This window comes from Frondihabitans sp. 4ASC-45 (assembly GCF_049472575.1).
GTDB lineage: Bacteria > Actinomycetota > Actinomycetes > Actinomycetales > Microbacteriaceae > Frondihabitans.
Window position 1 is genome coordinate 162382 of sequence record NZ_JBCEBN010000007.1, and the last position, 23387, is coordinate 185768.

22 protein-coding genes and 1 tRNA gene are annotated in these 23387 nt (G+C 68.4%); 6 read left to right on the top strand and 17 right to left on the bottom strand.

What is annotated here, in order from left to right; all coding sequences use genetic code 11:
* Positions 1–66 precede the first annotated feature (66 nt).
* Genes VH571_RS12295 through VH571_RS12320 form a run of 6 tightly spaced genes read right to left on the bottom strand, consistent with a single transcriptional unit; the run spans position 67 to position 7226 of the window.
* Positions 67–1854, bottom strand: coding sequence for a protein kinase domain-containing protein (locus VH571_RS12295; RefSeq protein ID WP_423264833.1), 1788 nt, complete (start codon positions 1852–1854; stop codon positions 67–69).
* A complete protein-coding gene (locus VH571_RS12300) occupies positions 1851–3305 on the bottom strand; it encodes a peptidoglycan D,D-transpeptidase FtsI family protein (protein WP_055964311.1) in 1455 nt (484 codons plus the stop codon). The genes VH571_RS12295 and VH571_RS12300 overlap by 4 nt, the downstream gene beginning before the upstream one ends.
* Positions 3305–4726 carry an FtsW/RodA/SpoVE family cell cycle protein gene (locus VH571_RS12305; protein WP_423264834.1) on the bottom strand — a complete coding sequence of 474 codons (1422 nt, stop codon included), beginning with the start codon at positions 4724–4726 and terminating at the stop codon, positions 3305–3307. The genes VH571_RS12300 and VH571_RS12305 overlap by 1 nt, the downstream gene beginning before the upstream one ends.
* Positions 4719–5963: a PP2C family protein-serine/threonine phosphatase gene (locus VH571_RS12310; protein WP_055964314.1), complete on the bottom strand. Its 1245-nt coding sequence runs from the start codon at positions 5961–5963 to the stop codon at positions 4719–4721. Before VH571_RS12310 ends, VH571_RS12305 begins: the two co-directional genes overlap by 8 nt.
* 4 nt (positions 5964–5967) lie before the next feature.
* Entirely contained in the window at positions 5968–6504 is a 537-nt protein-coding gene (locus VH571_RS12315) for an FHA domain-containing protein FhaB/FipA (protein ID WP_423264835.1), read from the bottom strand.
* A complete protein-coding gene (locus VH571_RS12320; protein WP_423264836.1) occupies positions 6501–7226 on the bottom strand; it encodes an FhaA domain-containing protein in 726 nt (241 codons plus the stop codon). Before VH571_RS12320 ends, VH571_RS12315 begins: the two co-directional genes overlap by 4 nt.
* A gap of 109 nt (positions 7227–7335) precedes the next feature.
* On the opposite strand from VH571_RS12320, the gene VH571_RS12325 reads away from it, so the two are divergent.
* Positions 7336–7422 (top strand) — tRNA-Leu (locus VH571_RS12325).
* Between the two features lie 79 nt (positions 7423–7501).
* Here VH571_RS12325 and VH571_RS12330 read toward each other — a convergent pair.
* Positions 7502–8251: a glycosyltransferase family 2 protein gene (locus tag VH571_RS12330; protein WP_423264837.1), complete on the bottom strand. Its 750-nt coding sequence runs from the start codon at positions 8249–8251 to the stop codon at positions 7502–7504.
* A gap of 250 nt (positions 8252–8501) precedes the next feature.
* Between VH571_RS12330 and VH571_RS12335 the strand changes: the two genes are divergently transcribed.
* The gene (locus VH571_RS12335) at positions 8502–9455 is read left to right on the top strand and encodes a manganese catalase family protein (protein ID WP_194601160.1); all 954 of its coding nucleotides are present in this window, start codon (positions 8502–8504) and stop codon (positions 9453–9455) included.
* 75 nt (positions 9456–9530) lie between these two features.
* Complete coding sequence (locus VH571_RS12340; protein ID WP_423264838.1) at positions 9531–10385, top strand: DsbA family protein; 855 nt, start codon at positions 9531–9533, stop codon at positions 10383–10385.
* Positions 10386–10475: 90 nt separating this feature from the next.
* Here VH571_RS12340 and VH571_RS12345 read toward each other — a convergent pair whose 3' ends face one another.
* Positions 10476–12278 (bottom strand): DUF2207 domain-containing protein, encoded by a 1803-nt coding sequence (locus VH571_RS12345; protein ID WP_423264839.1) that lies wholly within the window; start codon positions 12276–12278, stop codon positions 10476–10478.
* An 88-nt stretch (positions 12279–12366) separates the two neighbouring features.
* On the opposite strand from VH571_RS12345, the gene VH571_RS12350 reads away from it, so the two are divergent.
* Positions 12367–13269 carry a zinc-ribbon domain-containing protein gene (locus VH571_RS12350; protein ID WP_423264840.1) on the top strand — a complete coding sequence of 301 codons (903 nt, stop codon included), beginning with the start codon at positions 12367–12369 and terminating at the stop codon, positions 13267–13269.
* On the opposite strand, the gene VH571_RS12355 is transcribed toward VH571_RS12350, so the two are convergent.
* From VH571_RS12355 to VH571_RS12365, 3 genes are all read right to left on the bottom strand, one after another.
* Complete coding sequence (locus VH571_RS12355) at positions 13258–13839, bottom strand: GIY-YIG nuclease family protein (protein ID WP_423264841.1); 582 nt, start codon at positions 13837–13839, stop codon at positions 13258–13260. The two genes, VH571_RS12350 and VH571_RS12355, sit on opposite strands and share 12 nt — an antisense overlap.
* Before the next feature lie 184 nt (positions 13840–14023).
* On the bottom strand, positions 14024–14497 hold the full coding sequence (locus tag VH571_RS12360) for a DUF4383 domain-containing protein (RefSeq protein WP_423264842.1): 474 nt from the start codon (positions 14495–14497) through the stop codon (positions 14024–14026).
* Positions 14498–14568: 71 nt separating this feature from the next.
* Positions 14569–15285 (bottom strand): SOS response-associated peptidase, encoded by a 717-nt coding sequence (locus tag VH571_RS12365; RefSeq protein ID WP_423264843.1) that lies wholly within the window; start codon positions 15283–15285, stop codon positions 14569–14571.
* Between the two features lie 58 nt (positions 15286–15343).
* Between VH571_RS12365 and VH571_RS12370 the strand changes: the two genes are divergently transcribed.
* Positions 15344–16207: an SDR family oxidoreductase gene (locus VH571_RS12370; RefSeq protein WP_423264844.1), complete on the top strand. Its 864-nt coding sequence runs from the start codon at positions 15344–15346 to the stop codon at positions 16205–16207.
* Between the two features lie 27 nt (positions 16208–16234).
* Here VH571_RS12370 and VH571_RS12375 read toward each other — a convergent pair whose 3' ends face one another.
* The 5 genes from VH571_RS12375 to VH571_RS12395 all read right to left on the bottom strand — a co-directional run bounded on the left by VH571_RS12375 (position 16235) and on the right by VH571_RS12395 (position 20753).
* Positions 16235–17485 carry a CynX/NimT family MFS transporter gene (locus VH571_RS12375; protein ID WP_423264845.1) on the bottom strand — a complete coding sequence of 417 codons (1251 nt, stop codon included), beginning with the start codon at positions 17483–17485 and terminating at the stop codon, positions 16235–16237.
* The gene (locus tag VH571_RS12380) at positions 17482–18162 is read right to left on the bottom strand and encodes an HAD hydrolase-like protein (protein ID WP_423264846.1); all 681 of its coding nucleotides are present in this window, start codon (positions 18160–18162) and stop codon (positions 17482–17484) included. The genes VH571_RS12375 and VH571_RS12380 overlap by 4 nt, the downstream gene beginning before the upstream one ends.
* 130 nt (positions 18163–18292) lie before the next feature.
* Positions 18293–18562 carry a hypothetical protein gene (locus tag VH571_RS12385; RefSeq protein ID WP_423264847.1) on the bottom strand — a complete coding sequence of 90 codons (270 nt, stop codon included), beginning with the start codon at positions 18560–18562 and terminating at the stop codon, positions 18293–18295.
* A 118-nt stretch (positions 18563–18680) separates the two neighbouring features.
* Positions 18681–19376: an endonuclease NucS gene (gene nucS / locus VH571_RS12390; RefSeq protein WP_055964353.1), complete on the bottom strand. Its 696-nt coding sequence runs from the start codon at positions 19374–19376 to the stop codon at positions 18681–18683.
* Positions 19377–19520: 144 nt separating this feature from the next.
* Positions 19521–20753 (bottom strand): MFS transporter, encoded by a 1233-nt coding sequence (locus tag VH571_RS12395; RefSeq protein WP_423264848.1) that lies wholly within the window; start codon positions 20751–20753, stop codon positions 19521–19523.
* A gap of 147 nt (positions 20754–20900) precedes the next feature.
* Between VH571_RS12395 and VH571_RS12400 the strand changes: the two genes are divergently transcribed.
* Positions 20901–21959, top strand: coding sequence for a LacI family DNA-binding transcriptional regulator (locus VH571_RS12400; protein ID WP_423264849.1), 1059 nt, complete (start codon positions 20901–20903; stop codon positions 21957–21959).
* Positions 21960–21983: 24 nt separating this feature from the next.
* Here VH571_RS12400 and VH571_RS12405 read toward each other — a convergent pair whose 3' ends face one another.
* Positions 21984–23300, bottom strand: a complete 1317-nt coding sequence (locus tag VH571_RS12405; protein WP_423264850.1) for an MATE family efflux transporter — start codon at positions 23298–23300, stop codon at positions 21984–21986.
* Between the last annotated feature and the right edge of the window lie 87 nt (positions 23301–23387).

Consider the following 23387-nt stretch of genomic DNA (forward strand, 5'->3'; position numbering starts at 1 on the left):
CTACCTGGGCGGGACCGTGTGAGTCGGAGCCGGTGCGCGTCGCGGCCGATCGAGACCGGAGTGAAATCAGCCGTCTGCGGGGTCGCTGGCCGGGGTCGTGGGATCCTCGGTCGGTGTGGTGGGGGCCGCGGTGACAGTGATCGAGACCCCCGCCGACGAAGGCGAGGTCACCGACGAACCGCACTTGGCCTGGTAGGTGAACGTGAGGGTGCCCACGTCAGACGACTGCACGGTCACGCTCGTCGCGTTGGCGCCGACGGTGTTCTTCGTCTTGCCGGCCGAGTCGGTTCCGCCCGAGATCGAGTAGGTGAAGCCGGTGACCGAGTACCCGGCAGGGCAGCCCGTGTAGGTCGGGATCGTGACGACCGCCTGCTGCGTGGTGTCGATCGCGGTCGGCGCAGCCGTGGGAGCACCGGGATCACCGGCGGTCGGAGCGGCCGTGTAGGCGTAGAGCACGATCTCTTCGGTCTTCTTGACGAGCCCCGTCGGAGACACGCGATACACCTGGTTCTCTTGCGCGGCCGTGGGTGCCGGCGACGAGTCGGGCGAGATCGTCGTCTGGAAGCCGAGGCGCCCGAGAGACGCCTGCACCTCGTCGACGTTCTTGCCGGTGTAGTCGGCGCCGTTGATCACGGCGCTGTCGGCGACCGGGGTCTGGGTCGGCGTCGGCGAGGGCTTCGGCTTCGACGATTTGGTCGCCGCGGGCGTCGAGCTCGTCGTCGTCTGCGGCTTGTCGCCGTTGGTCAGTGAGATGGCGGCAAATGCGATGCCGCCGACGACGGCGATGATGAGGAGCACGATGAGCGGCCAGAACCAGGCGCTGCGCTTCTTCTTCTCGGGCTCGTCTCCGTCGACGGTGTCGTTGAGACCGGTGGACGAGGATCCTAAGCCCAGCGTGGCTGCGGTCGGAGGTGCCTGGCGCTCGGGCGCCGGCATCATCCTGGTCGCAGCGTCTTGCGCCGCGAAGACCTGCGTCGCAGCATCGCCGTTGCCGCCGACGCCGAGCATCGGCACGGCCGCGGTGGCTGCCGCGACGTCGCCCCGACGCAGAGCGCGCGCCGCTTGGGCCAGCGCGGAGGCCGATGCGGGTCGCTCGGCGGGCTTCTTGGCGATGCACGAGTAGACGAGCTTGCGCACGGCCTCGGGGATGGTGCTCGGGAGGTCGGGCGGCGTCTCGTTGATCTGCGCCATCGCGATGGCGACCTGCGATTCACCGGTGAAGGGTCGCCGGCCGGCAAGGGCCTCGTACGCCACGATTCCGAGCGAGTAGATGTCGGTCGAGGGGGAGGCGGGGTGGCCCGACGCCTGCTCGGGTGAAAGGTACTGCACCGTGCCCATGACCTGGCCGGTGGCGGTGAGGGGCACCTGGTCAGCGATCCGCGCGATACCGAAGTCGGTGATCTTGACGCGGCCGTCGGGGGTGACGAGCAGGTTGCCCGGCTTGATGTCGCGGTGGACGAGTCCCGCCGCGTGGGCAGCCTGAAGTGCCGACGCCGTCTGGGCGACGATGTCGAGCACCTTGTCGGTCGGAAGCACGCGGTCGCGCTCGAGCACGGTCGACATGGCTTCGCCGGGCACCAGCTCCATGACGAGGTAGGCGCTGCCCTCTTCTTCGCCGTAGTCGAAGACGTTGGCGATGCCCTCGTGGTTGACGAGAGCGGCGTGACGCGCCTCGGCGCGGAAGCGTTCGAGGAACCCGGGGTCGCCCAGGTACTCGTCTTTCAAGATCTTGATCGCGACGGTACGACCGATGACGAGGTCGGTGGCTTGCCACACTTCGCCCATGCCGCCGATCGCGACACGGGACGACAGCTCGTAGCGTCCGCCGAGAGTGAGTCCGCTGTATGGCCTCATTTGTTGAGCACCGCCTCCATGACTTGCTTTGCTATCGGCGCGGCAATGCTGTTGCCGACACCGGATTGTCCCTGTCCTCCGCCGTTCCCCACGACGACCGCGACGGCCACCTTGGGGTCGTTCGCCGGAGCGAATCCTGTGAACCAGAGCGTGTACGGGTCGCCCGTGCCGTTCTCGGCAGTCCCCGTCTTGCCGGCCACGTCGACGCCGTCAATTCTTGCATTGGTTCCCGTGCCCTTGGTGACGACCTCCGTCATCAGCTCGGTCAGGGTCGACGCCGTCTCGGCGCTGATCGGCTGACCGAATTCGTCGGCCTGGAAGTCTTGCAGGGTCGAGAGGTCGGGGTTCACGATGTTGTCGATGAGCGTGGGCGTCATCTCTTGCCCGCCGTTCGCGATCGCCGCCGTGATCATCGCGACCTGGAGCGGGCTCTCACGCACGCTGCCCTGGCCGAACGACTGCAGCATCAGCGTGGCGGTGTCGCTTGTCTCGGGGAACACGCTCTTCGCCGTCGTCTGCGGAATCTCGAACGCCGTGTCGAAGCCGAATGCCTTCGCCATGTCGTTGATGCGGTCGTAGCCGAGCTTCGCTCCGAGTTCGGCGAAGGGGATGTTGCACGAGTCGATCAGTGCGGTCTCGATGGTCACCTTCGATCCGCCACCGCAGGATCCGCCCTCGGCGTTCGTGATGCGGAAGGTCGAGCCGGGGAGCTTCAGTGATGCGGGGTTGTCGAGCTTCGAGTCTTTGGTATAGCTGCCGCTCTCGAAGGCGGCGGCCGCGACGACCAGTTTGAACGTGGATCCGGGGAAGTACAGGTTGCCCTGGATCGCCCGGTTGATGAGCGGCTGCGTCGAGTCGTTGATCAGCGAGTCGTACGCCTTGAGCACGCTGGCCCGGTCGTGACTGGCGAGAGCGTTCGGGTCGTAGGAGCCCTTCGACACCATGGCGAGGATCTTGCCGGTCGACGGCTCAATCGCCACGACCGACCCCGTGTTGTCGCCGAGCGCGTCGTAGGCGACCTTCTGCACGGTGGCGTCGATCGTCGTGTTGACCGAGGCGCCCTCGGGGTCTTTGCCGGTGAGGAGCGAGTTGAGCTTGTCGAAGAACTGCGAGTTGGACGTGCCGGACAGCTGCTTGTTGAGGGCGCTCTCGATACCCGTCGAGCCCTCGCCGAGGGTGTAATAGCCGGTGACGGGCGAGTAGAGGTCGCCATCGGAGTAGGTGCGGAGGAACTTGTACTGATCGTCGACGGGCTTCGACTCGGCGACGGCCTGACCGTCGACGAGGATCGCGCCGCGCTGGGCGGAGTAGCTCTGCAGAATCGCTCGCGTGTTGCGCGAGTCGGACTTCAGCGAATCGGCCTGGATGCCGGTGATGTACGTGCTCGAGGCGAGGAGGGCGATGAACATGGCCAGGACGACCACGCTCACGCGCTTGAGTTCTTTGTTCATCAGCCGACCACCATCCTCGGGCCGCTGCGGACACCGTCGGAGAGGCGCAGGAGCAGCGCGACGATGATCCAGTTCGAGAGGAGCGACGAACCACCCGCGGCGAGGAACGGCATCGTCAGCCCGGTCAGGGGGATGACCCGGGTGACCCCGCCCATGACGACGAAGACCTGCAGGGCCATGGCGAAGGCGAGCCCCACGCCGAGCAGCTTGCCGAAGTCGTCCTGGCCGACGAAGCCGATGCGGAACCCGCGCGACACGAGCAGCAGATACAGCGCGAGGATGGCGACGAGACCGGCCAGACCGAGCTCTTCGCCGAGGGAGGCGATGATGTAGTCGCTCTGAGCGAGCGGCGTCGTCTGCGGGCTGCCCTGACCGAAACCGGTGCCGATCAGACCGCCGTTGGCGAGCCCGAACAGCCCTGCCACCAGCTGGAAGCTGCCGCCGATGCGGTTGTAGGCCTCGGTCGAGAACGGGTCGAGCCAGGCCTCGAAGCGACCGTGCACGTAGCTCATCGTGAGGGCGGCGACGAGCGCACCGCCGACGAAGAGGATCATGCCGAGGATCACCCAGGAGCCCTTGCCGGTGGCGACGTAGATCATCACGACGAAGAGGCCGAAGTAGAGCAGCGAGGTACCGATGTCGCGCTCGAAGATCAGCACGAGCATGGCGACGGCCCAGATAATGAGGATCGGGCCGAGGTCGCGGGCCCGCGGAAAGCGCATGCCGAGGATCTTGGGGCCCATCAGCGAGATGCTGTCACGGGCCTGAACGAGGTAGCCGGCGAAGAAGATCGCGAGCGTGATCTTGGCGATCTCACCGGGCTGGAACGACAGGGGCCCGACGTCGATCCACACGCGCGCGGCGAGACCGCGGCGACCGAGACCCGGCACGAGGGGGAGGAGGAGGAAGACGATCGAGATGAACATCGCGATGTAGCGGTAGCGCGCGAGCACGCGGTAGTTGCGGATCACGAGTAGCACGGCGATCGCGATGATCAGCGCGGCCGTGGTCCAGAGGATCTGCCGCTCACCCGCGTGGGTGGGATTCTGGGTCGTCCACGAGGCGATGTCGATGCGGTAGATCTCGGCGATACCGAGGCCGTTGAGGGTCAGCGCGATCGGAACGAGGAACGGATCGGCCTCCCGCGCCACGACGCGCAGGATGACGTGGAGCACCAGGGCGAGCACCAGGATGATGATTTCGGACCAGAGCACGTCGGTCCGCAGTTCGCCGAGTGCACCGAGCTGCACCAGCACGAGCGCGCCCACGGCGATTCCGCAGGCGATGAGCAGGAGACCGAGCTCGATGTTGCGGAGCCTCGCCGGCTGCCGCAGACGGATCGAGATCGCCTGCGTGAGGTTCTGGGCCTTACCGCCCGGGTTGGTGGGCTTGCTGATGGCCTCGGTTGCGCTGTCACTCACCGGACTTCGCCAATCTCTCGACGATCATGCGGGCGTCGCTGAGGTTGTCGGCGTTGATGGTGCTGTCGACGGTCTGGCGGTTGTACGCGGAGAGCCCGGAGACCGAGACCGTCGTCGTCTCGTAGACGCTCGACAGCTTGATCGGGCCGAGGGCCTGCTGCACACCCTTGTAGATGACGACCGTGCCGTCCTGCTCGCCGACGTAGTAGTGGTCTTGGGTCCAGCGGTAGGTCGAGAACACGCCGACGGCCACGATGAGGATCGCGATCACGAGGGCGGCGAGCCAGGTGATGCGACGGCGACGGGCCCGGCGACGGTCTTCGGCGATGAGCTCGGCCAGGTACTCGTCGGACTCCGGCTCGAAGTGGCTGTCTTCGGGCGTGGTCGCGACCTTGAGCGGGTGCACGAGGATCGACGAGAGGCGCAGCGGTCGTCGACCCTCCTGGCCCTCGAAGGTCAGCGGCGCCGCGGCCGAACCGACGGTCGTGGGCTGGTCGGCGGCCGACGAGTCATCGTCGTCGACGTCGACGACCACGACGGTGACGTTGTCGGGGGCACCGTGGTCGAGGGTCTCTTTGACGAGGCGACGCGACACGGCCTCGGCGTCGAGGCCGGAGGCAAGGGCCTTGCGGATGCGATCCTCGGCCAGGTAGCTCGAGAGCCCGTCGGAGCAGATGAGCCAGCGGTCGCCCGGCTGCGTGCCGAGGGTCGCGGTGTCGATCTCGGGAGCCGCGTCGACATCGCCGAGCACGCGCATCAGCACGGAGCGCCGCGGGTGCACGGCGGCCTCCTCCGGGGTGATCCGGCCGGAGTCGACGAGACGCTGCACGAAGGTGTGATCGGCCGTGATCTGGCTGAGCTCCCCCTCGCGGTAGAGGTAGATGCGCGAGTCGCCGATGTGCGCGATGGCGATGCTGTCGCCGACCCGCATCATCGCGCTGACCGTCGTGCCCATGCCGGTGAGCTCGGGGTGCTCGAACACGGTCTCGGCCAGAAGTTGGTTCGCGGCGATCAGAGACGACTGCAGAGCGAACTCCGCGTCGCCCGACGAGCTGTAGACCTTGTCGGTCTCGCGAATGCGCCGGATCGCGATCGCCGAAGCGACGTCACCGCCCGCGTGCCCACCCATGCCGTCGGCCACGACGAAGAGGTGGTTGCCCGCGTAACCGGAATCCTGGTTGTTGGCCCGGATCTTTCCGACATTGGAGAGGGCGGCGCTTTTGATCGACGACGTCACCCGGTTACCGCCGCAACTCGAAGCTCGTGGTGCCGATGGTGATCGTGGCGTTCGACGGGACGGGGGTCGGGACGGTGATGCGCTCGCCGTTCAGGAACGTGCCGTTCGTGGAGTCGAGATCCTGGATCACCCAGCGGCCGTTCCACAGCATGAGTCGGGCGTGGTGGGTCGAGGTGTAGTCGTCGCGGATGATCAGGTTGCTCTCGTTGGAGCGGCCGATCGTCAGGGGCCCGTCGCCGAGAGGCATCTCGAGGCCGTTCTTAGCGCCCTTGGTGATCACGAGGCGGGTCGCCGCTGCACCGGCCGGGACGGACGGCGGCGGGGTGCGAGGTGCGCTGGGTGCGACCTGGGGCGTCGGGGTGGGCGGCGTGGCCGCGGATCCTGCGCCCTGGTGGCTCTGGGCCTGCTGGTCGGCCGGAAGACGCTTGGCACGCTGACCGAACAGGTCGCTGCGGAGGGCGTAGACGATGAAGAAGATGAACAGCCACAGCACCACGATGAACGCGAGGCGGAGGGCGAGAAGAGTCAGCTCAGAGGTCATCGGCGGCCTCCGGACGAGCCGCTTCGACCGGGGTCGGCGGAGCCGCGAGGGGGCGTCGAGACGGGAAGCACTCGGAACACGATACGCGTACGACCGATTTGAATGACGGAATCCGGCTGGATGACCGCCTTCGTCAGGGCCTGACCGTCGAGTTTCGACCCGTTCGTCGACCCCAGATCGGTGGCCTGGGCGTGCGTGCCATCCCACACGAATTCGACGTGCTTGCGGCTCGTGCCGGTGTCTTGGACGGTGATGTCGGCTTCGCTGCCGCGGCCCACGACGGTGCGGCCCTTGGGGAGGGTGTGGCGACGGCCGTCGATCTCAAGGATCCCGGACCACGTCACGTCTTCCTCGCGCACGTTGGCCGACTCGACGCGGATGATCCCCACCGTCAACTGCGAGACTTCTTCGAGAGCGATGCGAACGGGCCCGGCGAACGAGTAGTTCTGCGTGGAGGCGTGCTTCTCGACCAGGGCATGGAGCTCGTCGATGAGGGCGGCACCCATGCCGTCCATCTTCGCGAAATCCTGGGCGGCGAGCTTCACCCGGAAGTCGTTCGGTGCGAGGATCCGCTCCCGCGACACCACGGCCGCTTTGACATCGAGCTCGCGCCGGAGGGCCGCGGTGATCTCGAGAGGCTGCACGCCGGAACGGAACGTCTTGGAGAAGGCGCCGTTGACGGCACGCTCCAGGCGTCGTTCGAAGTTGTCGAGCAGTCCCATGGGTCTCCTGGTCGGTGTGGCTCATGCGGGCGCAGGGATGCCCTGCCCTTGCAAGAGTAGGGGCCGGTGCATGCTATCGTTTTCAGGTTGGCCCAGGCGGCCAACGCTGGCGCGAGTGGCGGAATAGGCAGACGCGCACGGTTCAGGTCCGTGTGCCCGAAAGGGCGTGGGGGTTCAACTCCCCCCTCGCGCACCAGCAGCACTGAGACACTAGATACTCAGACAAGAAGAGGACCAGCCGAGAGGCTGGTCCTTTTTCGTGCGTTTCAGGGGCTTCAGCGCATCTGGGTGCGTAGCGCGAGTCGGCGCAAAAACCGGAGGAGAGGCAGCTCCTCCGGCCAGTGGAGCACAACGGAGTGCAGACCGCGGCGCATCCGCAGACGGCCTTTGCCGTCGAAGAGCGGGCGCATCGAGATGCCCGGGCGCAGACGCACGAGAAACCGGATTCGGTGGCGTCGACCGAGGTGGTACGACAGGTCGAAATCGTCGTGGATGGCCTCAGAAGCGTGCACCTCGTCGCGGACGTCCACCCAGGCCTGACGCCGCATGGCGAGGTTGGAACCGAAGACGGGCACGTGCGAGAGAGCAAGCCCGGCGAACACGAAGTAAGCCCCCAGGTAGACCAGTGCTGCCGGGCGACGGAGCCAGGTCGGGCCGTCGAGAAAGTACGCGCCTCCCGTGACCGCGTCCACGTCGGGCCGCCGGTCGAACTCCTCCATTACGGTTTCGATCCAGTCGGTCGGCACGACGGTGTCGGCATCGACCCGGGCGATGATGTCGCCTCGTGCGGCGTCGTAGCCGGTTCCGCTTGCTGCCGCGATGCCTCGCTTTAACTCCGGGATCACGATCGCTCCCGCCCGGGTCGCGACGAGAGCACTCGCGTCCGTCGAGCCGTTGTCGACGACGATGATCTCGAGCATTCGCTGCGACTGCAGCGACAGCGCGCGCAGGCAAGCAATGAGCACGGTGGCATCGTCTTTGACCGGGATGACGACGGAGACGGTCAGTGGCGGCGTTGTGGTCATGGCGGTGCTCCGTGGCAAGCGATCGTGGCGCGTTCCCGCGGGTGCAGGAGGGGGCGTCACGGTGGCACGGTAGACGCTCCGGTCGGTCTCGGCCCGGCCCCTCGCGGCCCGACCCGTCGCGGCTCGACTCGGCTGTATTCGAGACCCCTGCCTGAGTCGGGCCGAGAGTCAACCCCCGTCGCCACATCCGGTCCGCGCGTAGGCAGAGAGCAGGACAACGGCAGGGTGCCGCCGCCCGGAGGAGATGCGAATGTACTTCCACGCTCAGACATGGATCAACGAGATCACCGACGGCGAGCCCGATCCGGCCGCCGCCAACGCGCTGCAGGAGGGCCTCGGCGGCCAGTTCGGCGAGATGCGCACGATGATGCAGTACCTGTTCCAGGCCATGAACTTCCGCGGGGCAGCCGCGAAGCCCTACCGCGACCTCATCCAGGGTGTCGGCACCGAAGAGATCAGCCACGTCGAGCTCATCGGCACGACGATCTCGCGCCTGCTCGACGGCTCGCCCGAGTACACGGGCAAGCTCACCGACCCACTGGACACCCCAGGATCCGGCGGCGCCACACCTCTCAACCTCGCCTTGGGCGCGGGCAACATCCACCATTACCTGGTCGGTGCGCAGGGCGCACTCCCGGTCGACTCGGTCGGAAACCCGTGGTCGGGAAGCTACGTCTACAACTCCGGCAACCTGCCCCTCGACCTGCTGTACAACCTGATGCTCGAGTCGACCGGTCGCCTGCAGAAGTGCCGCATCTACGAGATGACCGACAACGCCACCGCCCGCGGCACGCTCGCCTATCTGATCGTCCGCGATCAGGCGCACGAGAACGCCTACGCAAAGGCGCTCGAGACGCTCGGCGTCGACTGGAAGACCCTGCTGCCGATCCCGAAGACGAACGCCGAGAAGTTCCCGGAGGTGAAGAAGCTGGTCGATCTCGGTCTGCAGAGCAAGCAGTACTCGTTCGACCTCGACGGCAAGAGCGAGGCGTCGAAGATCTTCCGCGGTCCGTCGCCGTCGAAGGACGGCACCGACCTCACCGCCACCGAGCAGGCCCCCGTCGGCGTTCCCTCGCAGATTTCAGATGAGCGCCTCGAAGAGTTCGCGCCGGGTCTCGACAAGGATCTGCTCGCCCTGATTCAGGAGACCGCCGACCTGGAGCTGCAGGAGATCAACTCGTTCTACGGCCCCACGGCCAAATAGTCGTTCGACGGGGACTCCCTGCCTCTCGGCGTGGCGTGCGAGAGTAGAGGCCACACCGAGAGCAGGGATTTTCCGATGTCGAACGCCGAACGGCCGAGCAAGAACGCCCGCCGCGAGCACGCTCGCGAAGTAGCGAAGAAGCGCCAAGAAGAAGAACGCAAGCGCCGTCTACGCAACCGCATCTTCTTGCAGGGGGGTATCGGCCTCGCCATCGCGGCGATCGTCGTAGTGATCATCCTGGTGGTGCAGGCGTCTAACAGCGGCAGCACCACTCGCGTCTCGAGCGACGCCGGCCCGAAGAACATGGTCACCGACGGCATCCAGTTCCAGGGTGTCGACGGCAAGGTCGAGCCGGTCGCGACGGCGGGTGTCAAAGCCAGTGCCACGCCGTCGCCCGTGGCAACGTCGAACGCCGATGGGGCTGCCAAGGTCGTCACCTACATCGACTGGGCCTGCCCGGTCTGCAAGCAGTTCGAGGCCAGCTACTCGAAAGACATCCTGTCGCGCGTTGCGGCGGGCAAGGCGACCCTCGAGGTCCACCCGGTGTCGATCCTCGACCGCAACTACCAGAACAGCCGCTACGCCAGCCGAGCGGCCAATGCGGCGGCGTGCGTCGCGAACTACGACCCCGACAACTTCCTCTCCGTCCAGACGGAGTTCTACGACAATCAGCCGGCCGAGGGGTCGAATGGGCTGAGTGACACGCAGATCAAGAAGCTCGTTCGTGACGGCGGGGTGACCGACGCGTCGGTCAGCTCGTGCATCGACGACGAGGAGTTCGGCAGCTGGGTCACCGCCGAGACGAACCGCGTGCTCGCTGACAAGTCGCTGGTCAACCCGGCGCAGGGCGGATTCGGCACGCCGACCGTGTTCGTCAACGGCACCCTGTGGAGCGGTTCGACCGACCTGCTGGCCGAGATCGACAAGTAGGTCGCGCGGGCCCTTTCTGACGCGGATCGGCCATAACGACGGGGTTAGCCGCGTCGGTATGGCCGATCCGCGTCGCTGTGCCTGCAGGCGCTAGACGCCGCCACCCCCACCGCCGCCTCCGCCGCCCCCTGACGAGACACCGCCGGTGCTCCCTCCGTTCATCGCGCTGAACGACGACGTCGTCGACGTCGAGAACCCGCCGATGCTCGACGCGAACACCGCCGGAGTGAACGCGGTGTGCCCGGCGTACCACTCGGGCTGAGATCCACCCTCCTCGTAGTGCTCTCCGAGTTCGCGAGACCACCGCTTCTGTTCGCCGACGAGCGCCGCCCACGGCAGCAGCTTCTCGTTCAACCGGAGCCAGGAGGCGTCACCCAGTGACAGACGAGGATCCGCCAGCTCGCCGCTCTGCTCCCCGTCACTCGGGCGCATCCTCTCTGCACCCTCCGGCGACTGGAGGTACGCGAGACGGTCGGCCTCGGCCTGCTTGATGTAGACCTCGAGGCCGCGCAGCTGGTCGCGGAGCTCGGCGCCCTGGGCGGTGAGTGGGCGTCGGATCACGAGCACGGGTGCGATTGCGAGGGCGATCACGGCCACCGGGATGGCGAGCACGGGCCAGAAACCGCCGAAGACGGTTACGACAGAGACGATGCCGAAGACGAGGCCGGCGAGACCACCGACGGCGACCGGGACGAGCACGGCGGCGACCGTGCGCGAGTGGATCGGGCGGCGATAACCCTCCCGCACGGCGCGGGCCGGGAGACCGCTGTACAGGCTCTGGATCCTCGTGATCGCATTCTTGTTCTTCGACACCACGTCGCGCTCTTTGCCCGGCACGAGCGGGTCACCGAAGAGGGCGTGCAAGAACACCAGTCCGTCGTCGTCGACCCCGTCGGCGGAAACGAACTTCAGCGCGAACTTCGGCTTGCCCTTGCCCGGCTTCTCTACCAGTCGCAGGTGGCCGTCGACCGCCAGTGCCAGAAGCTCGGCCGCGGTGGCCGTACGGCGGAGGAAGTGCCCGGCGAAGACGACCCCGACACCGGCGGGCGGATGGTACTCGGCGACGATGGTCGGCCGACCCGGGGCGTCGGCGAGACGGCCGCGACGCAGTGCGACGGCGGCGATCAGTCCGGCCACGGCGATGAGGGCGCCGACCAGCGAGAGGATCGGCCAGGGAGAGTCGAAGACCCCGCCGGCTCGCGGGGTGAAGGTACCGGCCGTGAAGCCGATCGCGAGGGTCAGATTCTCGTGCGCCGCGAGATTCCGGGCGGAAGCGGTGACCGTGCGGTCGCCGGTGCGTTCGATGGCGGCCGACTTCGTTGATCCTTGAGTGCCCTGGGCCGCCGCCACATCACCGGTGAGAGCGTCTGCAAGAGAGGGGCTCACCGTGACGGTCGCGGTGACGCGATCGAACGGCTGCGCCCAGTCGGTGCCGTTGACGTCCCAGTAGAACTCGTCGTTGCCCGAGCTCGACTTCGGCAGAGTCACGTTCTGCTGCGTGTAGGTGAGCACATAGACCTGCCGACCGTGCACGAAGTCGTCGTCGCGGATCGTCACCTCGGTGCCCTCATCGACCGTGTAGTCGCGGGGCGTGCCGTTCTGATCGTTCACCGACTGGATGCGGAGGCCCGTCGGATGACCGTCGTAGCTGTCGACGAGGGTGCGGCGGATGCCGTGGTTCTGGTTCGACTCGGGAAACTCGGCCACGAGGGTCTCGACGGTGCGGAGCGTCGAGTGGCCGTCGGCGTCGGTCGACAGCGAGTACTTCGCGTCCATGCTGCTGAAACGGAAGTCGTCGACGCTGGCATGCGCGGGGGTCGTCGGGCCGAGCAGCAGGCCGAGGGGGAGGCCGAGCACGGCGAACAGAGCGAGGGCGACGGTGATCCTTCTCATTCGTCGAGCCTAGGGGCCGCGCGGGGGTAGGCGGGCACGTTCGCGGACGCCGGTGCTCGATGTCGGAGGCTCGTCGTAGCCTGCTGCCGTGCCCGAGCCGATCCTCGCCTGGTGGGCGCGACGTCAGCTGTCGCGCCGGTCCGCCGTGCCCTATGCCGTCGGCACCTACCGAGACGCGTGGGCGCCGTACCCGGTGCTCGTGCGCCAGTACCACCCCGAATACAACGGCGGCATCATGCTGACCCAGGTGCCGCCCGCGGCCGACGTGTTTCTCTGCTGGCAGTGCGAGACGGGGCATGTCTTCGTCGCGACGCCGGAGGAGCAGCGGGCGCGGCCGGGGCGAGAGCGGCGCCGATCGTCGTGGTGCCCGGCGTGCCTCGAAATGGCGGCACCCCGCCGAACGTCGGCGTCAGCGGGGCTGGCGGCGGCGCTTGCGCCGGATCCTTCGTCTTCGCGCGCGTCGGCGCCCGCTCGTCGACATGCCAGTGCGCGTCGTGCCTCACCCGTCTCGGCACTCTGTGCCAAGACGCCGGCCCTTGCCGTCGGCGAACCCTTCGCGAGCCTCTGCGCGCCCCCGCCCGCGTCGGCCGTCGAGGCACAGCTGCGAGCCGATCTGGCGGCACGGCTCGAATTCACGGCCGGGGTCAACGCGGTCCGGCTCGCGCAGCCGTTCTTCGACCACCTCGAGGCGTGGCCCGACATTCTGCTGCCCGAGCTCCGCGTCGCGATCGAGTACGACTCGACGGGTCGGCACGGGCTTGAGCACGTCGGCAAGCGCGAGGTCGCCGACCGCCGCAAAGACCGGCTGCTGCGCGCCGCCGGGTGGGAGGTGATCCGGGTGCGCACCGGCAAGTTGCAACCGCTCGGCCCCTACGATCTCGTCGCGTCGGGCCTAACGAAGCAGACTGTTCCGGCGCTGCTCGACCGGCTGCGCGACGTTCGCGGGTCGCTCTTCGTCGACGCCTACCTGCAGCCGGCCTCAGGTGCGTAGCGCCATCGCCTCGCTGACCCACCGGGCGTACAGACCCCAAGGATCCGGCCCGGCCGCCCCCACCACGGCGATGTGTTCCGCCAGGGCGTCGCTCGGCCGGAACCACTCCGTCCGGTCGAACCTGTCGGCCGCGAACTCGGCGTGCCGCTTCTGCTCGACGTCGCGCCCACCCCGCTCGAATGCCAGCACGGCGTCGTGCCAGATCCGCGTGAGCCTCTGCCGCGGATTCGACGACGTGCCGATCTTGATCCGGTCGTCGAAGCGGATGTAATAGACGACGTCGACGCGGGGCGTGGGCAGTTCGCCGTCGGGAACCTCGCCGTAGCGCCACTCGCACACGGCGCAGAGCCAGCCGCTCGGGTAGCGGACGCCGAGGCGCGACCCGCACGCGAGGCAGGGCGACGGCAGGGTGTCGGTGACGCCGTCGGTGCGTGCTGACCACTCGGCGGCGATGTCGAAGTGCCGGTCGCAGAGGGGGAGGGGTGCGTCGTTGGCGGCGGGTCGCGGGCAGCCCGGTGCGACGCACGCGGGCCCGACGGTGGCCGGTGCCGCTGAGGTGTTCGACGTCATGCTCGTACGTTAGGGCCGGCCGCCGACATCGCGGTCGGTGATCGCTGGCCGGCACCGCCGATGACCGCCGAGACGACGAAAGTGCCCAAATCGGCCTCTCTGAGCAGGTCAGACGACGATTTGGGCACTCTCGGCAGAGCCAGCGGCAGCGGCAGCACTTACGGCCGCAGCGACGCTCCGAGCGCTACTCCTCGTAGTCGCTACCGAACAGCGCGAGCTGGCTGGTCGACAGGGCGAGGATCAGCAGCCCCAGCCCGACGCAGAAGTCGAGGGCGTAGTCGTTGAGGTTCGACGGGAAGATGTTTCCGCCGAAGTCGCTGTTGCCGAAGAGGATGCCGTACAGCCAGAGGGTCATCATGAGCATGCCCGCGCCGGCGATGTAGAGCGTCGAGTTGAGACGCTTGCCCGCGGCGCCGAGACCGGCGAGGCCGATCAGCAGGTACAGGGCGTTGCGCAGCACTGCGGTCTGGAACAGCCCGAAGATCATCGCGTCGGAGTCGGGCCCGGCGAACCGGATCGAGCCGAGGTTGGTGGTGATGCCGGGAATGAACCCGGCGATGCCGAGCAGGATGAAGAGGATCGCGACGACGAGCGCGGCGACCTGGGCCGGGCCGGCGGCGTAGCCGTAGCGGATCTTCGAGGTCGTGGTGGTGGTCATCGCGGGGAATCCTCTCGAGGGTGCAGTACGCCTCTATTCTTCACCCTCTCGGCCCCCTGCGCCGACACCCCTCACCCCAGCGGCTCGATCAGCTGCGGACCGTTGTTGCGCACGCTGTTGGCGTCGCGGGAGACCTCGTAGTGCGTGAGGGCGTGCGCGACCTCGAGACTGTCGCCGTCGAGCAGGGCAAGTGCCGAGTCGGCATCGAGCGCAGGATCCAGCCACGCGTCGAACGACTCCGGCGTCAGGCAGGCCGGCATCCGGTCGTGCACCTCGCCCGGCGCAACATGCGCGTCGCGCGTGATGATCGCCGTCGACAGCACCCAGCGGTCGGGGTCGTCTTCCGCCTTCGATCGGTCGGGCCATGCGGTCACGATGCCCGCCATCGCGAGTGCCGCTCCGGGCTCGAAGATGTAGTGCGGCTGCTTGCCGGTCTCGGTGACGACCCACTCGTAGTAGCCCTGCGCCGGAATGATGCAGCGGCCGCCCGCGAATGCCTTGCGGAACATGCCGCTCGTCGAGACCGTCTCGATCCGCGCGTTGATCGGCTGGGGCCGTTTCTTGAGGTCGGGGTACCACGAGGGCACGAAGCCCCAGCGCGGAGAGGCGAGCTCGCGCTCGCCGTGCCGCTCGCGAACCGCCGAGACCCGGTCGGTGGGCGCGACGTTGAACGACTCGGGGAGGCCGTGGTCGGCCACATCGGCGCGGGCTTCCGCCGACGCCAGCGAGTCGAGCAGGCTCGGCAGCAGATCGGATGTGGCTCGGGCAACGACGAAACGACCGCACATGCCGCCATTCTGCTCCCGAGCACCGACAACCGGGAGGCGCGAGTGGTTGGCTGACCCCATGACAGACCAGCCCCAGGATCCGGCCCTCCCCGCCCCCACAATCGCCGTCACCGGCGCTTCCGGCCACGTCGGCGGTGCCGTCGCCACGATGCTCTCGGAGGCGGGCGTCCGTCAGCGCCTCATCGTCCGCAACGCCGCCAAGGCACCCCAGCTCGACGGGGCCGAGGTCGCGGTCGCCGCGTACGGTCAGCGCGAGTCGAGCATGGACGCGCTCCGCGGTATCGAGACGCTCTTCATGGTGTCGGGCGCAGAAGCCCCCGACCGGCTGCAGCAGCACCTCGACTTCATCGAGGCCGCGGTCGACTCGGGCGTGCTGCACATCGTCTACACGTCGTTCATCGGCGCCGCCGAAGATGCGATCTTCACGCTGGCCCGCGACCACTGGGCTACGGAGCAGCGAATCAAAGACACCGGCAAGCGGTTCACGATCCTTCGCGACAGCTTCTATCTCGACTTCGTGCCGGAACTGGTGGGCGAAGACGGGGTGATTCGCGGACCGGCGGGCGAGGGGCGGATGGCAGCGGTCGCCCGGGCAGACGTGGCGGCGGTGGTGGCGCGGGTTCTGTCGGATCCTGAGGCTCATCGTCAGAAGACGTACGAACTGACCGGGCCGAACGCGTTCTCGTTGGCCGAGGCTGCGGAGCTTCTCGCCCGCACGACCGGCAAGCCCGTCACCTTCCACGACGAGACCGTCGAGGAGGCCTATGAGTCGCGCAAGAAGTGGCAGCCGGAGCCCTGGCTCGCCGACGCGTGGGTGTCGACCTACACGTCGATCGCGTCGGGAGAGCTCGAGTCGGTGTCTCCCGACGTCGAGGCCATCATCGGGCGTCGGCCGATGTCGCTCGAGGATCTGCTGGGCTGAGCCCGTGCTGATCCGAGACGGGCGGGGTCAGCGGACGCGGCGGGCCGACAGGACGCCACTCACTCCGAGAGTCAGCACCGAGAACAGCACGACGATCATGGGGGCCGTCCAGGTGCCGGACGAGTCGTGGACGGCTCCGACCACGATCGGTCCGAGCGCCGCGATGGCGTAGCCGCCGCCCTGTACGAGTGCCGAGAGGCGTCGTGCCTCGCGGTCGCTCGTGACCATCCTCACGATGATGATGAAGATGATCGTGATGCCGCCGCCCTGAGCCATGCCGCCCGAGATCGACCACAGGAGCCAGAGCTGCGGGGCGAGGAGGAGGCCGAGGGGCATGACGATCCAGAGCGCGCTGACGATCCCCACGATCACGACCGGGCGCACTCGCAGGGCGAGGAACGGCACTCCGAGCGCCCCGACGACCGCGAGGATCTGGAAGACCGACGAACTCGCACCGGCACCGGAGCGGCTCAGCCCCACCTCGTCGTGGAGGAGCGTCGGGATCCACGCGGTGAGGCCGTAGTAGCTGAACGCCTGACCGGCGAAGGCCAGCGTGAGGCCCCAGGTGGAGGCCCGCCGCAGCAGACTCCGGTCGTCGTCGACCGAGACCTGCGGGATGCTCGCGGTGATGACCTCGATCGGCCCCGTCACGACGTCCTTGTCGGTGCGGCTGCCCTCGCCCGTGACGGCGGGGCGGATTCCGACGGCGAGGATCCAGACACCTCCGGCGATCACGGCGAACGTGCCCCAGATGATCAGCGCCAGAGGCCACCCCGTCGCGTCGGCCAGCGGGGCCGTGCCGAGAGAGGTGATCATCGACCCGACGTTGAGGGCCGACGTGTAGATGCCGGTCACGAACCCGACGCGCTCCGGAGAGAAGTCGCGGCGGATGACGACGGGCAGCACGACGTTTCCGATTGTGATCGAGACGCCCAGAATCACCGTGCCGACGATGAGCATCGCCTGCGATCCGCCGGAGCGGATCAGTGTGCCGGCCACGACGCCGAGGAGGCCGATGGTGACGGCTCGTTCTGCGCCGAGTCGCCCGATGACCCCCGCTGCGAGCGGGCTCGCGAGTGCGAAGCACAGCACGGGGATGCTCGTCAGGAGTCCGGCGACGAGCGCGCCGATGCCGAGGTCGGATTTGATCGTGTCGATGACGGGTGCCGTCGCGACGATGGGCCCGCGGAGGTTCAGCGCGATCAGAACGATCGCGAGGGTCAGAAACCAGGCGGCAGGAGACCGTACGGTCGACCGGGCCAGTGTGCGGCGGCTCACCGGCGGGTCTGCGCGGGCAGCCCCAGGAGAAGGGCGAGCTCGTCGGGGTCGGAGGCGACGGCGATCGCGCCCGCCTGCTCCTCGACGCTGCCGTAGCCCCACTCCACGAAGATCGTGGGAACCCCGTGTGCCGCACCACCGTCGATGTCGTGGTGCCGGTCGCCGACGAGGACGGGGCGCGACACATCGGCTCCGCGGGCGCTCAGGCGATGCAGGGCCTCTTCGACGACGTCGGCCTTGGCCCCGCGCTTCTCGTCGTCGCTGGCCCCGGTGATCACGTCGAGGTAGCGGCTCAGCCCGAAATGGTCGAGCATCAGCGTGGCCGGGGTCTCCGGTTTCGAGGTGGCCGTCGACACCGGCAGACCCGCCTCGTGGACTCGGCGGAGCAGGTCTTCCATGCCGGGAAAGATGACGCTGTCGAGCGCACCCCGGGCGAGGTACTCGCGTCGATAGAGGGCCATGGCACGGTCGAGATCGTCGCCGACGAGGCCGAGTCGACGGGTGAAGCTCTCGGGCAGCGGCGGGCCGACCCACTCGAGAAGCTGTGCCGGGGCGGGGACGGGGTGCCCGAGTTGCTGGAGCGTGCTCGCCAGGGTCGAGGTGATGCCGGGTGCGGAGTCGGCGATCGTTCCGTCGAGATCGAACAGCACGGCCGAGTAGGGGAACTTGTCGCTCATTGTTTCCAGCCTACGGGCCTGCGTGGCGCGTGCACGACTGGCCTGCGTCGCGCGTCCCCTACTGGCCCGCGTTGCGTGTGCCCTACGGTTCTGCGTCGGGCGTGCCCTGGGGGCCTGCGTCGCGCGTGCCCTACTGGACGGAGTGGAAGGGCCAGCGGCGGGTGGCCTTGGTGTCGTCGTCGAGCATGCGGACGATCAGGCCGGCGACCGTGGTGCCGGCCTCGGTGGTGCGGGTCTCCGTGGTGTGGGCCTCCGTGGTGCCGGCCTTCGGGAGGATCGGCGCGAGGGGGCGGGTCGACGCGGGGATCTTCGCGGCCAGCTCGTCGAAAAGGGGGCTGTTGGAACGGGCGGTGCGGTTGCGGGCACGAGCACGAGTGGGCGCGGTCTGCAAGGAGGTCATGGGAAGAGCCTTTCGGATTGGGTATATCAAATCCTACGAGCTTGTCTCACAACGTCAATATGTATTTCAGTTGGATCGACTGTTCCGGTCGGCCCCGCCCAGCTGCATTCAGCGGCGCTCAGAACAGGCGCGAGTGCCCGTCGTCAAGCCCGCGCATCGCGTCGTAGTCGAGAACGACGCAGCGGATGCCACGGTCTTCCGCCAGCGTCCGCGCCTGCGGCTTGATCTCTTGAGCGGCGAACACCCCCTGAACAGGCTTGAGATGCGGGTCGCGGTTCATCAACTCGAGATAGCGGGTGAGCTGCTCGACACCGTCGATGTCGCCGCGGCGTTTGATCTCGACGGCGACCGCCGCCCCCTTCGCGTCACGAGCGAGGATGTCGACCGGGCCGATCGCGGTCATGTACTCGCGCCGCACCAGCGTGTGGCCGTCGCCGAGCACCTCGATCTGCTCGGCCATGAGCTTCTGGAGGTGTGCCTCGACGCCGTCTTTGACGAGGCCCGGGTCGACGCCCAGCTCGTGGGCGGAGTCGTGCAGGATCTCGTAGATCGACACGAGTAGGACGTCGTTGGTCTTGCCCTGCACGACCTTCCAGACCTCGGCGATTCCGGCCTCGGCCTGCTCGTCGTCGGGCTCGCCCATGGTGATGGTGCAGGGCGGGCTCATCCAGTTCAGCGGCTTGTAGCTGCCCCCGTCGGAGTGGACGAGAAGGCTGCCGTCGCTCTTGACCATGAGGAGCCGGGTGGCGAGAGGGAGATGAGCGGAGAGGCGCCCGGCGTAGTCGACCGAGCAGCGAGCAATGACGAGACGCACCCGGGAAGCCTAGTCGCTGCGGCGGGCGGGCTCCTCACCGGCTGCCCCTCCGAATTTGAAGGAGAAAACTGCGTCGGCGGGCCCGGATCCGCATGAGTTCGTCGCGCCAGGCCGAAATCTCCTTCAAATTCGGAAGGGGGCAGGTCAGCGGCGGGCGGGCTCCCTTGCGGCACCGGACGCGAGGCCGGCGGCGACGATCAGCACGAGCACCACGAACAGCGCATTCAGGAGCCCGAAGTGCTCGCCCAGGAACCCGATCACGGGAGGCAGCACCAGGAAGGCCACGTAGCCGATCGTCGCGACCGCACTCACGCGGGCGGCGGCATTGCGCGAGTCGTCGGCGGCGGCCGATAGACCTACCGGGAACCCGAGCGCCGCACCGAACCCCCAGAACACGACACCGACGACGGCGAGCCAGACGGTCGGGGCGAGGATCACGAGCAGCAGCCCGACGACCGCCGACGCTGCTGTCACGCGCAGCATGGGCACGCGGCCGTATTTGTCGATGAGCGGCGATCCGGCTATGCGAGCGACGGTCATGGCGGTGAGGAACACGAAGAGGATTGTCGTTCCCGCCACGTTGCTCACGTCGTGCCCGTCGACCATGGCGAGGGCGAGCCAGTCGTTGGCCGACCCCTCGGCGGTCGCCATGCCGAGCACGATGAGGCCGATCAGAAGGGTGCCGGGCGTGGTCCAGATCGCGAGGCGCGACCGCCAGCCGGTCGATGCGGGGCCGTCGTCTTCGCGTACGGCGTGCCCGAGCTCTTCGGACTGGTACCAGCGCGTGACGATCACCCCGACGACCGCGACCACCACGGCGATGACCGACACGTGCACCGAGACGGGCAGGTCGATCAGCTCGGCGCCGGCGCCGAGAGCGGCTCCGACCATCGTGCCGAGACTGAACGAGGCGTGGAACAGCGGCATCACCGTGCGCCCGAGCACGCGTTCGGCGGCGGCCCCCGACACGTTCATCGCTACGTCGAGCGTGCCGTTGCCGTAGCCGAAGACGGCCATGCCGACCAGGATCGCCCAGAAGCCACCGCCGAGCGCCGTGCTGAGCCCGGCGAAGACGAGCCCGAGGGCGACCAGCATCAGGGCGTAGAGCGAGGTGCGCCGAGCCCCGAATCGAGCGATGACGTGGCTCGAGAGTGTCACCCCCGCGATCGACCCCACGCTGATGCCTCCGGCGAGAAAGCCCATCTCGAGCGTTGACGCGTGCAGCAGGTCGCGGATGCTGGGGATGCGCCCCAGCCAACTTGCGATCGAGAGGCCGGAGAGGGCGAACACGATGAAGAGGGCGTTGCGCCAGCGCACCACGTCGTAGCGGGTGAGGCCACCGTCGTAGGTGCGGGTATCGAGGGAGGGGGACGCCATTGGTTCACTCACAAGTCGGGTGGAAAGCCGGAGTCGAATCGATTCGAGGATCCGACTCCGTCACGCTAGCAACGTCTCGTCACGCCCCGCAAGTGCCGCGTCGAATCGATTCGACTAAGGTCGGTGCATGACCGAGAGAGCCCGAGCATGACCGAGCCCGTGCGAGCCACTCTGGCAGCCGTAGCCAAGCTGGCAGGCGTCTCGCCGTCCACGGCGTCGCTCGCCTTCAACGGCTCGGGCCCCGTGTCGGAGGCAACGCGAGAGCGAGTGCGCCAGGCGGCTCTGGAGCTGGGCTACGACGGGCCGGATCCTCGTGCTCGATCTCTGAGGCGAGGCCGCTCGGGCATCATCGGCGTCGTGCTCGAAGAGGCGCTCCGCGAGGCGTTCCGCGACCCGATGAACCTCGCCATGCTCGACGGCATCGCCGACGTGACCGGAGCCGCGGGCAATTCGCTTCTGCTGCTGACCGAGTCGGCCGGGCCCGGGTCGGCGCTGGTCGACGCGCCCATCGACGCGGCCGTGCTGTTCGGGTGCAGCCCGGTCGTCGACGACAAGGTCAGGATCGTGCAGAAACGTGGGATCCCGGTGGTCGCCATCGAAGGACGCCCACTTCCCGGCGTGGTCGACGTCGGGCTAGATAGCCGCGAGGCGACGCGTGCGCTCGCCGCGCACCTGCACGACCTCGGCCATCGTCGCGTCGCTCTCGTGACGCTCGAGCTCGACCGCGACCGGCACCGTGGGGTCCTGAACCCCGCCCGAATCGACCGGGCGACGTCGTTCACGGCGCTGGAGCGGATCCGGGGGGCGCAAGAGGTCTACCCCTCGATCGGCGGAGTGGCGACCCTCGGCAGCACTATCGACGAGGGACGCCTGGCTGGCCACGCCCTGCTCGACCCGGGTGCGGGCGAAGTGGCAGAGCGCCCGACCGCGATCATCGCGCAGAGTGACCTGCTCGCGGCCGGGGTGATCCGTGCGGCGCACGAGCTCGGGCTCGACGTGCCCGGCGATCTCAGCGTCGTGGGCTTCGACGGCGTGCGGGTCGACGATCCGCTCGTGCCGGAGCTGACGACGATGGTGCAGCCGGGCCTCGAGAAGGGGCGCGCGGCCGGGCGGGCGCTCGTCGATCTGCTGGCGGGGCGTGAGGCGCGATCGGTGGCGTTCACGAGCGCGTTCCGGCGTGGTGCGACTACGGCTCGGGCTCGCTGACCTGTCCCGCCTGAGCCGGCCGAGCTAGCGTGCCGCGCCCGTCACGATCCACCGGCCCGACGCCCTGCGCAGACCGAGCGTGACCGCCCGAGCCCCGATGTAGCCGAGACCGAACGCGATCCATAGGGCGACCGGCCGACCGTCGACCGGAGCGGTCAGCGCCCACGCCAGCAGCGGCAGGTAAACGGCGACGTTGACGAGGCCCGTCCAGGCGAGGTAGCGGGCGTCACCGGCGCCCAGCAGCACGCCGTCGAGCACGAAGACGAGCCCCGCGAGAGGGATTCCGATCGCCATCGCGCGCAGCACCCCCGGCAGCAGCGCGCGCACGGCCGGATCGGTCGTGAACACTGACGGCAGGATCCCGGACACCGCCATCAGCATCGCGCCGAGAGCCGCCCCTCCCATCACGCCCCAGAACTCCAGGCGTCGCGTGATGGCCTTCACCCGACCCTCGTCGCCGGCGCCGAGTGCGTGACCGACCATCGCCTGGCCCGCGATCGCGAGTGCGTCGAGGGCGAAGGCCAACGTCGAGAAAAGGGTCAGCGCGACCTGGATCGACGCCAACCCGGTCACGCCGAGAGTGCCGGCGGCCCAGACCGTCAGGAGCATGGCGAAGCGCAGGGCCGCGCTGCGTATGAGGAGCCAGCCGCCCGCCGACGCGGTCCGGCCGACCCCGCCGAGCCCCGGGCGCAGCGACGCGCCGACCCGACGAGCGGCTCGCACCGCGATCACGACGTAGACCGACGCCATCGCCCACTGAGCGACGACCGTGCCGGTCGCCGAGCCTGCGATGCCCCAGCCGAATCCGTAGATGAACAGGGCGTTGAGGGCCGCATTCGCGGCGAAGCCGGCGGTCGCGACGACGAGCGGCGTGCGGGTGTTCTGCAGGCCGCGCAGGAGGCCGGTCGCCGCGATCACGAGGAGCATCGCGGGGAGGCCGAGCACCGAGATGCGGAGGTACGTCGTCGCCTGCGAGGCCACGTCGGGTGCGGTGCCGAAAGCCGCGACGAGGGATCCTGCCGTCGTCAGCCCGACGAGGAGCAGGATCGCGCCGACGAGGAGGGCGAACCACATACCGTCGATCCCGGCGCGGATCGCTCCCGCGAGATCGCCAGCGCCGAGGCGCCTGGCGACGGTCGGGGTCGTGGCATAGGCGAGGAACACGAGGAGGCCGAGCGCCGTCTGCAGCACCACGCTCGCGATGCCGAGACCCGCGAGGGGCGCGGCGCCGAGATGGCCGACGAGGGCGGTGTCGGTGAGGAGGAAGAGCGGTTCGGCGACGAGGGCGCCGAGCGCCGGCACTGCCAGCCGGGCGATGTCGCGGTCGAGCGCCCGCGTCACGTGGGAAGCCCGCCCGAATTTGAAGGAAAAACCTCGCCGCGGCAACGGAGAATCAGGGATCTGAGGGGGTCGCCGGCCCGGACCTCC

Coding starts and splice junctions, on each gene's coding strand:
- VH571_RS12295 (WP_423264833.1), bottom strand. CDS start 1,854: ATGAGGCCATACAGCGGACTCACTCTCGGCGGACGCTACGAGCTGTCG.
- VH571_RS12360 (WP_423264842.1), bottom strand. CDS start 14,497: ATGACCACCACCACGACCTCGAAGATCCGCTACGGCTACGCCGCCGGC.
- VH571_RS12365 (WP_423264843.1), bottom strand. CDS start 15,285: ATGTGCGGTCGTTTCGTCGTTGCCCGAGCCACATCCGATCTGCTGCCG.
- VH571_RS12300 (WP_055964311.1), bottom strand. CDS start 3,305: ATGAACAAAGAACTCAAGCGCGTGAGCGTGGTCGTCCTGGCCATGTTC.
- VH571_RS12395 (WP_423264848.1), bottom strand. CDS start 20,753: ATGGCGTCCCCCTCCCTCGATACCCGCACCTACGACGGTGGCCTCACC.
- VH571_RS12380 (WP_423264846.1), bottom strand. CDS start 18,162: ATGAGCGACAAGTTCCCCTACTCGGCCGTGCTGTTCGATCTCGACGGA.
- VH571_RS12330 (WP_423264837.1), bottom strand. CDS start 8,251: ATGACCACAACGCCGCCACTGACCGTCTCCGTCGTCATCCCGGTCAAA.
- VH571_RS12320 (WP_423264836.1), bottom strand. CDS start 7,226: ATGGGACTGCTCGACAACTTCGAACGACGCCTGGAGCGTGCCGTCAAC.
- VH571_RS12315 (WP_423264835.1), bottom strand. CDS start 6,504: ATGACCTCTGAGCTGACTCTTCTCGCCCTCCGCCTCGCGTTCATCGTG.
- VH571_RS12340 (WP_423264838.1), top strand. CDS start 9,531: ATGTCGAACGCCGAACGGCCGAGCAAGAACGCCCGCCGCGAGCACGCT.
- VH571_RS12385 (WP_423264847.1), bottom strand. CDS start 18,562: ATGACCTCCTTGCAGACCGCGCCCACTCGTGCTCGTGCCCGCAACCGC.
- VH571_RS12400 (WP_423264849.1), top strand. CDS start 20,901: ATGACCGAGCCCGTGCGAGCCACTCTGGCAGCCGTAGCCAAGCTGGCA.
- VH571_RS12345 (WP_423264839.1), bottom strand. CDS start 12,278: ATGAGAAGGATCACCGTCGCCCTCGCTCTGTTCGCCGTGCTCGGCCTC.
- VH571_RS12370 (WP_423264844.1), top strand. CDS start 15,344: ATGACAGACCAGCCCCAGGATCCGGCCCTCCCCGCCCCCACAATCGCC.
- VH571_RS12335 (WP_194601160.1), top strand. CDS start 8,502: ATGTACTTCCACGCTCAGACATGGATCAACGAGATCACCGACGGCGAG.
- VH571_RS12355 (WP_423264841.1), bottom strand. CDS start 13,839: ATGACGTCGAACACCTCAGCGGCACCGGCCACCGTCGGGCCCGCGTGC.